The organism is bacterium (assembly GCA_008933615.1).
GTDB lineage: Bacteria > CLD3 > CLD3 > SB21 > SB21 > SB21.
The window spans coordinates 1-12,427 of sequence record WBUR01000061.1 but is presented as its reverse complement, the minus strand read 5'-3'; the positions used below and the strand labels follow the sequence as shown (position 1 = coordinate 12,427).

At 45.3% G+C, this 12,427-nt stretch carries 24 protein-coding genes; all 24 read left to right on the top strand.

Going from position 1 to position 12,427, the window contains the following annotated elements; all coding sequences use genetic code 11:
• Positions 1–230: elongation factor Tu (gene tuf, locus F9K33_15815; protein ID KAB2877719.1), on the top strand; the 230-nt coding region annotated here is incomplete at its 5' end.
• A gap of 49 nt (positions 231–279) precedes the next feature.
• Positions 280–600, top strand: a complete 321-nt coding sequence (gene rpsJ, locus F9K33_15810; protein ID KAB2877718.1) for a 30S ribosomal protein S10 — start codon at positions 280–282, stop codon at positions 598–600.
• 89 nt (positions 601–689) lie between these two features.
• Positions 690–1,325 carry a 50S ribosomal protein L3 gene (locus F9K33_15805; GenBank protein ID KAB2877717.1) on the top strand — a complete coding sequence of 212 codons (636 nt, stop codon included), beginning with the start codon at positions 690–692 and terminating at the stop codon, positions 1,323–1,325.
• Between the two features lie 35 nt (positions 1,326–1,360).
• Positions 1,361–2,128: a 50S ribosomal protein L4 gene (rplD, locus tag F9K33_15800; protein ID KAB2877716.1), complete on the top strand. Its 768-nt coding sequence runs from the start codon at positions 1,361–1,363 to the stop codon at positions 2,126–2,128.
• Positions 2,129–2,166: 38 nt separating this feature from the next.
• Positions 2,167–2,484: a 50S ribosomal protein L23 gene (locus F9K33_15795; protein ID KAB2877721.1), complete on the top strand. Its 318-nt coding sequence runs from the start codon at positions 2,167–2,169 to the stop codon at positions 2,482–2,484.
• Between the two features lie 57 nt (positions 2,485–2,541).
• Entirely contained in the window at positions 2,542–3,369 is an 828-nt protein-coding gene (gene rplB, locus F9K33_15790; protein ID KAB2877715.1) for a 50S ribosomal protein L2, read from the top strand.
• A 25-nt stretch (positions 3,370–3,394) separates the two neighbouring features.
• Positions 3,395–3,691, top strand: coding sequence for a 30S ribosomal protein S19 (rpsS, locus tag F9K33_15785; GenBank protein ID KAB2877714.1), 297 nt, complete (start codon positions 3,395–3,397; stop codon positions 3,689–3,691).
• Between the two features lie 32 nt (positions 3,692–3,723).
• Positions 3,724–4,062: a 50S ribosomal protein L22 gene (locus tag F9K33_15780; GenBank protein KAB2877713.1), complete on the top strand. Its 339-nt coding sequence runs from the start codon at positions 3,724–3,726 to the stop codon at positions 4,060–4,062.
• Positions 4,063–4,096: 34 nt separating this feature from the next.
• Positions 4,097–4,750, top strand: a complete 654-nt coding sequence (gene rpsC / locus F9K33_15775; GenBank protein KAB2877712.1) for a 30S ribosomal protein S3 — start codon at positions 4,097–4,099, stop codon at positions 4,748–4,750.
• 28 nt (positions 4,751–4,778) lie between these two features.
• The gene (rplP, locus tag F9K33_15770) at positions 4,779–5,198 is read left to right on the top strand and encodes a 50S ribosomal protein L16 (GenBank protein ID KAB2877711.1); all 420 of its coding nucleotides are present in this window, start codon (positions 4,779–4,781) and stop codon (positions 5,196–5,198) included.
• A gap of 26 nt (positions 5,199–5,224) precedes the next feature.
• Positions 5,225–5,617 carry a 50S ribosomal protein L29 gene (gene rpmC, locus F9K33_15765; protein ID KAB2877710.1) on the top strand — a complete coding sequence of 131 codons (393 nt, stop codon included), beginning with the start codon at positions 5,225–5,227 and terminating at the stop codon, positions 5,615–5,617.
• Positions 5,618–5,658: 41 nt separating this feature from the next.
• Positions 5,659–5,937, top strand: a complete 279-nt coding sequence (rpsQ, locus tag F9K33_15760; GenBank protein ID KAB2877709.1) for a 30S ribosomal protein S17 — start codon at positions 5,659–5,661, stop codon at positions 5,935–5,937.
• Positions 5,938–5,970: 33 nt separating this feature from the next.
• Positions 5,971–6,339, top strand: coding sequence for a 50S ribosomal protein L14 (gene rplN / locus F9K33_15755; GenBank protein ID KAB2877708.1), 369 nt, complete (start codon positions 5,971–5,973; stop codon positions 6,337–6,339).
• Positions 6,340–6,367: 28 nt separating this feature from the next.
• Entirely contained in the window at positions 6,368–6,673 is a 306-nt protein-coding gene (locus F9K33_15750) for a 50S ribosomal protein L24 (protein ID KAB2877707.1), read from the top strand.
• 35 nt (positions 6,674–6,708) lie between these two features.
• Entirely contained in the window at positions 6,709–7,386 is a 678-nt protein-coding gene (rplE, locus tag F9K33_15745) for a 50S ribosomal protein L5 (GenBank protein ID KAB2877706.1), read from the top strand.
• 39 nt (positions 7,387–7,425) lie between these two features.
• The gene (locus F9K33_15740; protein KAB2877705.1) at positions 7,426–7,611 is read left to right on the top strand and encodes a type Z 30S ribosomal protein S14; all 186 of its coding nucleotides are present in this window, start codon (positions 7,426–7,428) and stop codon (positions 7,609–7,611) included.
• 58 nt (positions 7,612–7,669) lie between these two features.
• Positions 7,670–8,062 (top strand): 30S ribosomal protein S8, encoded by a 393-nt coding sequence (gene rpsH / locus F9K33_15735; protein ID KAB2877720.1) that lies wholly within the window; start codon positions 7,670–7,672, stop codon positions 8,060–8,062.
• A gap of 22 nt (positions 8,063–8,084) precedes the next feature.
• Entirely contained in the window at positions 8,085–8,627 is a 543-nt protein-coding gene (locus F9K33_15730; protein ID KAB2877704.1) for a 50S ribosomal protein L6, read from the top strand.
• Positions 8,628–8,660: 33 nt separating this feature from the next.
• Complete coding sequence (locus F9K33_15725; protein ID KAB2877703.1) at positions 8,661–9,035, top strand: 50S ribosomal protein L18; 375 nt, start codon at positions 8,661–8,663, stop codon at positions 9,033–9,035.
• A gap of 31 nt (positions 9,036–9,066) precedes the next feature.
• A complete protein-coding gene (locus tag F9K33_15720; protein KAB2877702.1) occupies positions 9,067–9,600 on the top strand; it encodes a 30S ribosomal protein S5 in 534 nt (177 codons plus the stop codon).
• Between the two features lie 9 nt (positions 9,601–9,609).
• Complete coding sequence (gene rpmD, locus F9K33_15715) at positions 9,610–9,864, top strand: 50S ribosomal protein L30 (protein ID KAB2877701.1); 255 nt, start codon at positions 9,610–9,612, stop codon at positions 9,862–9,864.
• A gap of 25 nt (positions 9,865–9,889) precedes the next feature.
• Positions 9,890–10,372 carry a 50S ribosomal protein L15 gene (locus F9K33_15710; GenBank protein KAB2877700.1) on the top strand — a complete coding sequence of 161 codons (483 nt, stop codon included), beginning with the start codon at positions 9,890–9,892 and terminating at the stop codon, positions 10,370–10,372.
• 38 nt (positions 10,373–10,410) lie between these two features.
• The gene (secY, locus tag F9K33_15705; protein ID KAB2877699.1) at positions 10,411–11,742 is read left to right on the top strand and encodes a preprotein translocase subunit SecY; all 1,332 of its coding nucleotides are present in this window, start codon (positions 10,411–10,413) and stop codon (positions 11,740–11,742) included.
• 14 nt (positions 11,743–11,756) lie between these two features.
• The coding region (map, locus tag F9K33_15700) for a type I methionyl aminopeptidase (GenBank protein ID KAB2877698.1) at positions 11,757–12,427 on the top strand (671 nt) is incomplete at its 3' end.

Here is a 12,427-nt window from a genome sequence, read left to right as displayed (position 1 = left end):
GCCACACGCCGTTCTTCAAAGGCTACCGTCCGCAGTTTTATTTCAGAACGACGGACGTGACGGGAGTCATCAAACTGCCGGAAGGTATGGAGATGATCATGCCGGGAGATAACGTGAAGATCGGCATCGAACTGATCGCGCCTATCGCTATGGAAGACGGACTTCGTTTTGCTATCCGTGAAGGCGGCAGAACGGTTGGAGCCGGCGTGGTTACTAAAATCCTGAAGTAAAAATAGATCGATAAGAATTTAAGTTAATAAATCAAGAGAGTAAACAACAGTGACTGGACAAGGTATCCGAATTAAACTCAAAGCCTACGATCATAATCTGATCGATAAGTCGATCGATAAAATAATTCGTACGGCGAAAAGTTCCGGGGCGATCATCAGCGGCCCTATTCCATTGCCGACCGACAAGACCATTTATACGGTCCTTCGTTCGCCGCATGTGGACAAGAAATCCCGTGAACAGTTCGAGACCCGCATTCACAAGCGTCTGATCTGCATTTTGAATGCGACGAATAAAACGGTCGAGGCATTATCGAAATTGGAATTGCCAGCGGGCGTAGATATTGAACTTAAAGTAACGGCAACATCGTAATAAGAACTCCCGATAATCGGGGATGAGATTTAAAATTTGTAGAATGTATCCGCATTAAGCGGGAACTTCTTACCAGGAGTATAGATATCATGAGCGGTATGATTGGAAGAAAAATAGGGATGAGCAATATTTTCGACGAAAGCGGAAATATCGTTCCTGTTACCCTTGTTGAAACTGTGCCGAATATTGTAACGCAGATCAAGACCAAGGAAAAAGACGGTTATGAGGCGGTACAATTGGCCGTTGGATCAAAATCGGCAAAACACACAACAAAGGCGATGCAGGGACACAGTAAGAATGCCAACCTGACCGAACGCTTCCCGAAAATTTTCAGGGAATTCAAAGATTTTAACATTTCCGAAATTCAACTCGGTGCGGAAGTGAAAATGGACATGTTCGAAGAAGGGGAAAAAGTTACGATCATCGGTATTTCCAAAGGCAAAGGATTTCAGGGCGTTGTCAAACGTCATGGTTTCAGCGGTATCAATGAAACGACGCACGGCGCGTCGGATCGCCCGCGCTCACCCGGTTCCATCGGCGGAAGCTCCGATCCTTCCCGCGTCTTCAAAGGTATGCGCATGGCCGGCCGTATGGGCAACGACCGTGTAACGATCAAGAATCTGAAAGTGGTACGGGTAGATACAGAATCGAATGTGCTTTTCATCAGAGGCAGCGTTCCCGGAGCGACCAACTCCTATATTGAAATTCGTAAAAACGGCGAATAGGCATAAAAAGCTTTTTAAGAATAAAGGTATTTGAAATGAAAGTAGAAGTCAGAACAATCAAAGGCGAAGACACGGGACGAAAAGTAGATTTGCCGAAAGACATATTCGGTATTGAGCCGAATGATCATGCGGTGTATCTCGCGGTGGTAGCGGAGCGATCCAACAAACGTCACGGTACTCACAGCACTCTCGAACGTTCAACGGTATCCGGCTCGACCAAGAAACCGTGGAAACAGAAAGGTACCGGCGGCGCACGCGCAGGCTCTGTTAAAACACCTCTTTGGCCGGGCGGAGCCATCACGTTCGGACCGCATCCGCATCTCTATAAAAAAGACGTGAATACCAAAGTGAAACGGATTGCACGCAAGTCTGCATTGACCTATAAAGCGACGGACAATAAAATCATGATCGTTGAAGATTTTCATACGATCTGCGCGGACCTTCCGAAAACCAAGGAAGTATTCGGCGTATTGTCCAGTTTAGGGCTCCAGCACTGCGCCAAAGCGGAAAGCAGCAAACCTAAAGGACGCAAGAAAAAATCCGAAGAAAAAGTGGAAGACACTGCTAAAAAATCGAAGCGGATAAATAAAGTATTGATGCTCGTGGATAAAGTTCATGTCGTGAAAGATGAAAAAGACGCGCGCGCTTATGAGAACTTTCGCAAATCGTGCCGCAATATTCCCGGATTAAAAGTCAGCGTGGTTAAAGACGCTTCGACTTACGACATCATGAACGCAGACTATCTGCTGTTTCACGAAAGCGCGATCAAAACGGTTGAAACCGCATTCGGTTCACCTAACTAAACCAAGTTTAATTGTAAGAGGATAAGATGGACAATTCGATGATCAACAAGATTTTGAGGCGCCCGATCGTCACGGAAAAAATGACGATTATGAAGGATAAGAAAAAAAGAAACGGCGAACCGCTGAACCAATACGCTTTTGAAGTGTCGAAAGATTCCAACAAAATCGAGATCAAAGCGGCGGTTGAGAAAAAATTCAACGTCAAAGTAGACAGCGTCCGCACAAGTAACGTCATGGGCAAAAGCAAAGTTCGTTATACTAAAGGCGGCGTCAACTACGGACGGAGCCGCAACTGGAAAAAAGCAGTGATCACATTGGCTAAGGACAATAAAATCGAATTTGTAGAAGGCGCATAATTAAAATAAAATTGTCGGGATAACAATTATCCGATAATTAAGTGGAGAATAGAGAACATGCCAGTAAAAACGTTTAGACCCTATACCCCGAGCCGCCGGTACATCAGCGTTTCCGATTTCAGCGAAATCACGAAAAAAACGCCTGAAAAATCATTGCTCACATCAAAAAAGCGAACGGGCGGGCGAAATAATAACGGACATACCACCTCCCGTTTTATCGGAGGCGGACATAAACAGCAGTACCGCGTGATCGACTTCAAAAGAAGTCGATTCGGCGTCGAAGCCAAAGTAGTGGGCATCGAATACGATCCGAACCGCAGCGCACATATTGCTCTGATTCAATATATCGACGGACAAAAATCCTATATTCTTGCGCCCAAGGGCTTACAGGTCGGCGAAAAAATAATGTCTGGCGAAATGGCCGAAATTAAATTGGGTAATGCGCTGCCGCTAAAGAATATCCCTGTCGGAACGGACGTGCACAATATAGAACTTAAACTTGGCAAAGGCGGCCAGATGGCGCGTTCCGCAGGCGCATTTGCCAATATTGTAGGCCGCGAAGAAGGGTACGTGCAGCTGCGTTTGCCGTCCGGCGAAATTAGAAAAGTTCTTGAAAACTGTATAGCAACCATCGGGCAAATAGGCAATCTTGAGCATGAGAACATTACGATCGGAAAAGCGGGCCGTGTTCGATGGATGGGAAAACGTCCGCATAACCGAGGCGTGGTTATGAATCCCGTTGACCATCCGCATGGAGGCGGTGAAGGCCGTTCCCCTCAGGGCAATCCGCATCCCGTGACGCCATGGGGACAACCGACCAAAGGTTATAAGACGCGTAAGCGGAATCACAGAACCAATGCAAACATTATTAAACGCAGGAAGTAAAAATTTTTAGCATAGAGGAAGCATCATGAGTCGTTCGATAAAAAAAGGTCCTTATCTGGACGCCAATCTTGTGAAAAAAGTTGAGGCGATGAATAAGACCAGCGTAAAAAAAGTCACAAAAACCTGGGCCCGTTCCTGCACCATTTCACCGGATTTTGTCGGCCATACGTTTGCGGTTCACAACGGCAATAAGTTTATTCCTGTGTATGTTACCGAAAATATGGTTGGGCATAAATTAGGCGAATTTGCATCGACACGCACGTTCCGGGGTCATTCTGGAACCAAATCGGCGGCAACTTCGACGCCGGCAGCTAAAAAGTAGAAAATTATTAAAGTTTAATATCTGGAGCAATCATGGAAGGTACTGCGTTAACAAAACATTTGAGAATCTCTCCCCGCAAAATGCGCCGGGTGGCGGAACTAGTGAGGGGCAAGGGTACGGAAGAGGCGATTACGATACTGCACTTTACGCGTAAGAATGCCGCAACGTTGATTGAAAAAACCGTTCGTTCCGCCGTGGCGAATATTATGTTTGTAAAGCCGGGAACGGATTCGCATAATCTTTATATCAAGGAAATTTTTGTAGACGGCGGACCGATGCTGAAACGCGGCCGCGCAGGATCCATGGGGCGTCGTTCCATGATTCGAAAACGAACCAGCCATATTACCGTTGTGGTGGCTGAAAAAGCATAATTTGTAATAAATTAAAAGGTATACGGAGGAAAATTTGGGACAGAAAACACATCCAGTCGGTTTACGATTAGGCATCATCAAAACCTGGAATTCCAGTTGGTTTGATGAAAAGAATTTTGCCGACAAATTACAGGAAGATCTCACGTTGCGAAGTTATTTGCGCAACCGTCTTCCCAAAGACGCGCGCGTAGCAAAAATTGCCATTGAACGTCTCAAGAAAGAAGCCGAAGTCATTACCATCACGATTCACACCGCTCGTCCCGGCATTGTGATCGGACGTAAAGGTAAAGACGTAGACCAATTGCGCGAAGAACTAAAAAAATTGACCGGTAAAGAAATTCGTTTGAATATTTCTGAAATCAAATCGCCAGAAATGGATGCGTATCTGGTGGCGACGGATATTGCCCGACAGCTAGAAAGTCAAATCCCGTATCGCCGCGCCATGAAAAATGCGACCCGCGCAGCCATGCGTATGGGCGCCGAAGGTATCCGCGTTGCCGTGAGCGGACGATTGGGCGGAGCTGAAATGGCTCGCGCCGACCGGTATAATGAAGGCCGAGTGCCTCTGCACACGTTACGTGCCGATATCGATTTTGCGCACGGAACGGCCAAAACGACGTACGGACAGATCGGTATTAAAGTATGGATATGCAAAGGCGAAGTCCTTAGTCCGTTTGAAACCAAGTAGCAACCTATTGTTCAGGAGACCCTAGATCATGTTAATGCCGAAAAAAGTAAAGTTCAGAAGACACCATCGCGGTAAAATGAGGGGCAAGGCCACCCGCGGCAACGAAGTGAGTTTTGGCACCTACGGATTAAAATCGATGGAATGCGGATGGATCACCAGCCGCCAGATCGAAGCGGCTCGTATTGCAATGACCCGTTATATCAAACGCGGCGGCAAAATTTGGATTCGGATATTTCCAGATAAACCGGTCACGAAAAAACCCGCCGAGACTCGTATGGGATCAGGTAAAGGTTCTCCGGAATTCTGGGTAGCCGTTATTAAACCCGGACGCGTCATGTTTGAAATTGACGGCGTAACGGAAGAATTGGCTCGCGAGGCGTTTCGTTTGGCCGCATTCAAGTTGCCGTTAAAAACCCGGTTTGTATCCCGCGGAGAAATTCACGCTTAATTCGAAAGATTTGGAGAGAATAAAATATGAAACCACATGAAATAAGAGGATTGCCCACAGAAGAAATAAAAGGCATGTTAACCGAAGCGGAAAACACGCTTTTTCAATCCCGTTTTCAAATGGCAACAGGGCAATTGGAAAACAAGTTAAAAGTCGGCGAATCAAAAAAAGAAATCGCCATTATGAAAACTGTCCTGAAAGAAGAAGAAATAAAGTTGGAATTAGCCAAAGCCAATTCCATGCTGAATGAGATCAGCAGCAAATTTCAGATTCCGGAAGTGGCCAACGTCATCAAAGGCGAAAAGATCAATTTTGATAAGGCGAAACTGCGGAAGGCGGTAAGCCGTTTGCGTATGCATCCGCGCAAAAAAGAATTTAATACCGAATATCAGACGTTAAAAAAAATGGCTGTCAAATAATTTAAGCGATATAAACGTAAAGAATCCTGGAGAAATGGTTCATGTCCGAACAAACCGAAAATAAAACGCGCAATAATAGCCGCAAGGTTCGCGTGGGCACCGTCGTCAGCGATAAAATGCAAAAAAGCATTGTGGTGAAAATCGAACGAAAAGTGGTACACCCGACTTATAAAAAATACGTCAAACGCACGGCGAAATTAATGGCGCACGATGAAAAAGAAGAAGCGGGCATTGGAGATCTTGTAAAGATCATGGAGACGCGTCCATTAAGCAAGAGCAAGCGTTGGAGACTCGTTGAAGTTGTTAAAAAAGCGGATTAATTGTTCCTTAATATAAAAATTGTGAGTTAAGACATGATACAAGAATATACCCGATTAACTGTAGCGGACAATTCCGGCGCCAAAAAAGTGATGTGCATCCGTGTTCTGGGCGGCACGTCAAAACGTTACGCGCATCTGGGAGATGAAATTATTGTTTCAGTTAAAGACGCCATCCCCGGCGGCGGCGTCAAAAAAGGGGACGTGGCGCGCGCCGTGGTCGTTCGTCTGCGAAAAGAGACCCGCCGCCAAGATGGATCCTACATTCGATTTGACGAAAATGCGGCTGTATTGATAAACAAAGATAAAGAACCGACCGGTACGCGTATTTTCGGGCCCGTTGCACGGGAACTTCGTGAAAAGCAATTCATGAAAATTGTTTCTTTGGCTCCGGAAGTATTATAAAGTTTTAAGAAAGAACAAAAGGGAAGCTATGCATATCAAGAAAAATGACACCGTGATGGTTATTAACGGTAACCACAAAGGAAAACAGGGTAAGGTATTAAAAGTATTTCGTGATGAAGATAAAGTGATCATTGAAGGGATCAATCTTCGAAAGAAACACATCAAACCGAACCAGCAAAATCCTCAGGGCGGTATACAGGAAAAAGAACTTGCGATACATGTAAGCAAAGTCATGCTGATGCACGGCGGGAAGAGAACGCGCGTAGGACACAAAAAACTGGAAGACGGCTCGAAGGTGCGTATTGCAAAAGCAAGCGGCGAAGTTGTAAACTAATATTGAAAAGTTTTATTTTTAACGAGGAATCATAGATGGCTAAGGAAGCTAAAGAAGTCAAAGGCAAAGAGACCAAAGGCAAAGAGGTCAAAGAGCCAAAAGGCAAAGCAGGAAAAAAAGGCGGCGCGGAGCATTCTTTTGGAAAAAGAGAGCCGGTGGATAAGAATTATAAGGCGCGTTTATTCGAAGACTACAAAACACGTATCATCCCGGCATTGAATAAGAAATTCAGTTACAAGAATGTGATGCAAACTCCCAAGATCGAAAAGGTCGTCATTAACATGGGGGTCGGCGCCGCAACGCAAGATTCGAAACTGCTCGATGCCGCCGTGCACGACATGATTACCATTACCGGCCAAAGGCCGTCCATTCGTAAGGCAAAGAAAGCCATTTCCAATTTTAAATTACGTCAGGGTATGCCGATTGCATGTTTTGTCACGCTGCGCCGCTCGACCATGTATGAATTTCTGGATCGGTTATTGAATGTAGCGATCCCGCGTATTCGTGATTTTAAAGGCGTGCCGGATAAATCGTTTGACGGACGCGGAAATTATACGCTGGGCGTAAAAGAACAAATTATATTTCCAGAAATTGACGTGGATAAAATGGACCGCGTTCGCGGCATGGATATTACGATTGTAACCACTGCGAAAACCGATGAAGAAGCATACGAACTGCTCAAAGAGTTCGGTATGCCGTTCAGAAAAAAATAGTTATTCAGATAAACAGACAGATCTTAAAGGAGTTAGACTTTGGCAACAAAAGCATGGGTAGCTAAAACGAAGAAAAAGCCGAAATTTTCTACGCGAGCCGTGACGCGATGTAAGCGGTGCGGACGCAGACGCGCGTATATGAGAAAATTCGCGATGTGCCGAATTTGTTTCAGACAGTTAGCTCTCAGCGGAGAGATCCCGGGCGTGACCAAAGCGTCCTGGTAATACCAAGACACACTTAAGTTTTGAGGTTTTCATAAAGCAAGGAGTTTTTTCAATGTCAATGACGGATCCTATTGCAGATTATTTAACAAAGATTCGAAATGCCATACAGGCGAAAAAGAAAAGCGTGGACATCAAGGCGTCCAACTTAAAACGCGATATCACGCAGATCCTTTTGGAACAGGGCTATATCAGAGACTATACGAATTTTGACGACGGCGTTCAGGGTCTCATTCGTATCTATCTCAAATACGATGAAAAACAGAAAAGCGTGATCAAACATATTTCCAAGGTCAGTACGCCGGGTTTGAGAAAGTATGCGGATGTTAAAAGTCTGCCGCGCGTTAAGTCCAATCTTGGTATCGCAATTCTTTCGACGTCCAAAGGTGTTATGACGAATAAAAAAGCCAAAGTAGAAAATGTCGGCGGAGAAGTGCTCTGCTACGTTTCTTAGTAAAAAAGTTTAGGAGTATAACGTGTCACGAATTGGAAGAAAACCCATTACGATACCGGATAAGGTTACCGTTAACATCCGGGGTACTGAAGTAACTGTCAAAGGTCCGAAAGGCGAATTGAAACAGCAATTTCATCCTGAGACTGAGATCAAGGTGGAAGGAAAAGAGGTTTTGGTTACCCGAAAGAGTAATTCAAATTTTCACCGTTCCCTTCACGGCTCCGTGCGGGCTGTCATTGCCAACATGGTGACCGGTGTTTCTCAAGGTTTTGAAAGAAAACTCGATATCATCGGCGTAGGATATAAGGCTGAAGTGAAGGGCAAGATGATTCAATTCAACTTAGGTTTTTCTCATCCTATTTTATTCGCACCGCCGACAGGTATTGAAGTAGCCGTCGCAACACCGACCAGCGTTTTGGTGAAAGGAATTGACCGCCAGTTGGTCGGACAAGTCACAACAAAAATACGCTCTTTCAGAGTACCCGAACCCTATAAAGGCAAAGGTATTAAGTACGGCGAAGAAATAGTTCGTCGTAAGGCAGGCAAAGCGGCAGCTAAGAAGTAATTGATTAACCTTTATACATAAGCAGAAAAAAGTATGGCAAATAAGAACATTGAAAAAGCGGCAAAAAGATTACGAATCAAACGGCGCGTTCGGAAAAAAATTCTCGGCAGTTCCGCGAAACCGCGCCTATCGGTTTTCCGCAGCCTAAAACACATGTATGCCCAGCTCATCGACGATCAGGCCGGCGCAACCATGGTCAGCGTGTCGAGCTTATCGGAAGACGTCAAGAATGGTCAAAAAGATAAAGCGGGTAAGATCTCCGTCAGTAAGTTGATCGGGCTTGAATTAGCTAAAGCGGCTAAGGCCAAGGGAATCGAGACGGTCGTATTTGATCGTAACGGGTATCAGTATCATGGCCGTGTAAAAGCGGTTGCAGAGGGCGCGCGCGAAGGCGGATTAAAATTCTAAAGAGTTTATTCTGAAAACTAACGAGGCATAGATGAAGAAAAGAGGATTTGTAAAAAAACAAAATCCGGAAACCCCGGGGGAAACGGATTTAAAAGAAGAGCGCGTGGTGCACATTAACCGCGTAGCCAAAGTGGTCAAAGGCGGACGGCGATTCAGCTTTAATGCCATCGTGGTCGTCGGCGACGGCAAAGGACGTGTAGGTATAGGTTTGGGTAAGGCCAACGAAGTACCCGACGCGATCGCCAAGGGTAAAGAAGACGCGAAGAAAAGCATGATCTTTGTTCCTTTAAAGGGCGGCACTCTGCCTCATGAAGTAACAGCCAAGTTCGGCGCAGGAAAAGTATTCATGAAACCGGCATCCAAAGGAACCGGGATTATTGCCGGCGCAGCGGTGCGCGCGGTTTTGGAGTCGGTCGGCATTACGGACATTTTGACCAAATGTAAAGGTTCATCTAACCCGCATAACTTGGTCAAAGCAACAATTAAAGCATTGAGTGAAATAACAAATGCCCGTGAAGTGGGTGTGCTGCGCAATCTCACGGTTATGGAAGTTCTTACTAAATAATATAGGTAGTTGAAAATGAAATTATTAAAAATTACCCAGGTCAAAAGTGTCAACGGCGCTATATACGCGCACCGTTCGACGGTTCGTGCGCTGGGTTTAAGAAAGATCGGCCAAACGGTATATCATAATGATACGCCTCAAATTCGCGGTATGGTTCACAGCGTGAATTATATGGTCAGTCTGGAAGAAGTGAGCGAAAAGCCAAAAGAAATCATCAAAGAGAAAAAAAGCGGTTATAAAGTAGTTAAAGCAAAAAAAGCTTAATCAGTATTAGCACGTGAGGAACATAATGAATTTAAGTAATCTGAAATATGCCAAAGGTTCGAGAAAAAAAGAAAAACGTATCGGCCGCGGCGAAGGATCCGGACACGGCGGAACATCGACCAAGGGAAATAAAGGGTCGAAATCCCGTTCAGGCGTACCGGTCAGGGCGTGGTTTGAAGGCGGCCAGATGCCTTTACAAAGACGTTTGCCGAAGTACGGATTCACGAACATTTTCAGAAACCCGTATCAGATTGTAAAGATCAGCGCATTGGCCTCATTTGAGGGTAAGAAAGCGGATGCCGAGAATTTACTTTCAGCCGGGCTGATCCAGAAGAAGAATCAACCGATAAAGGTTTTAGGAAATGGTGAAATCACCAAAGCGCTGCAAGTCGAGGTTCATGCGATCAGCGACTCTGCCAAAGAAAAGATCGAAAAAGCCGGCGGTACGGTGACGGTGCTCGGTGTTAAAAAAACAGTTCTGGTGAAGAAAAAGAAATCGAAAAAATAAGCTCACCCATTTCATACAGCTATAGAGAGTAATCAACGATGCTTCAAACTTTTGCGAATGTCTTCAAAATACCTGAATTACGGCGCAGGGTGATGTTTACCCTTGGTATTTTGCTGATCGAACGAATTACAGCGCATATTCCGGCGCCGGGTATAAACTCCCTCGCTTTAGGACAATATTTCAAGCAGGCCGAGAACACGCTTCTCAGCTTCTACGATCTGTTTGCCGGCGGCGGATTAAGCCAGGCAACGATTGCAGCCCTTGGAATCATGCCATATATCAGCGCCTCCATTATTCTCCAGCTTTTGGGGACGACAATTCCTTATCTTCAAAAACTTCAAAAAGAAGGTGACGAAGGACGCAAGAAAATAAACCAAATGACCCGTTACGGCACCGTTGCATTATCGGCGATTCAGGCACTGGGTGTAGCAACGTGGCTATGCAGTTTGAGTGTGGTCGTTGGCAATCAAGAGGTGAAAGTCGTTCCGGATCAAGGAGCCATGTTCTTTTTGTTAACCATGGTCACGATGACAACATGTACGATGTTCATAATGTGGCTCGGTGAACAGATTACAGAACGCGGCATTGGAAATGGTATCTCTTTGATCATCACTATTGGAATTTTGGCGAGATTCCCGTCAGCCATAATGGATGAAGTTCGACAAATTGTGAGCGGTAATCGTAACATCATGATTGAAATTGTTCTAATTGCCATACTTTTGGTCATCGTTGCCGCCATCATATTTATCACGCAGGGTATTCGTAAGATACCCGTTCAATATGCCCGGCGCGTAATTGGAAGAAAAGTATACGGCGGACAATCCACGCATATTCCGATGCGAATCAATATAGCCGGCGTGATGCCTATCATTTTTGCGCAGTCGATCATGTTTGTTCCGAATACGATAGCAACTTTTTTCCCCGGCGCAGTATCGGATTTTGTCACACAGCATTTTTCAATAGACTCCATTTTTTACAATTTTATATTTTTGATCATCATTGTCTTCTTTACGTATTTTTATACGGCGATTGCTATGAATCCTGTGGAAGTGGCGGATAATCTGAAAAAACAAGGTGCGTTCATTCCCGGTATTCGCCCGGGTAAGAAGACTTCAGATTTTATTGATAACATTCTGACTCGCGTAACGCTGCCCAGCGCAATATTTTTGGGTTTGATCGCGATTCTGCCTTTCTTCGTCAAGAATGCTACCGACGTGTCGTACAGTTTTGCTTCATTCTTCGGAGGTACGTCGCTGTTAATCATTGTTGGCGTGGCGCTGGATACCATCCAGCAGATCGAATCGCATTTGGTCATGCGCCACTACGATGGTTTTTTGAAAACGGGAAAAATTCGCGGGCGAAGAGGTTAAACTTCGCAGGAAGTATGATTCATTTAAAGTCGGCACATGAAATCGAAAAGATCAGAGAAAGTTGCCGGATTGTTGTTGAGTGTTTAAGGCTAGCGAAAGAAATGGTCAGGCCGGGATTAAGAATTGTTGATTTAGATTTGTCCATTGAAAATTTGATTAAGTCGCACGGAGCAAAACCCGCTTTTAAAGGGTATCGCGGATTTCCGGGAAGCGCTTGTTTGTCGGTCGATGATGTGGTCGTCCACGGTATTCCAAAAAAGGATGACGTGTTGAAAGAAGGCCAGATCATCGGAGTGGATGTCGGCGTTTACAAGAACGGGTTTTACGGAGACTCGGCCATCACGTTGCCGGTCGGTGCCGTAGCGAAGGAGACTGAGAAACTCCTTAAAGTAACATGCGAATCCCTCTATAAGGGGATCGGCCAAGCTGAAGTTGGAAACAGGGTCCACGATATTTCGGCGGCCGTTCAAAAGCATGTTGAATCCAACGGCTACTCGGTCGTTAGAGAATTGGTGGGGCATGGAATTGGCCGTAATTTACATGAAGACCCGCAAGTACCCAATTTTGGAATAAAAGGAACCGGGGCACGATTAAAGGCAGGTATGGTATTTTGCATAGAACCGATGGTAAATATGGGAACGTATGAGGTTTACACGAAAGCGGATAACTGGACAGTGTGCACATC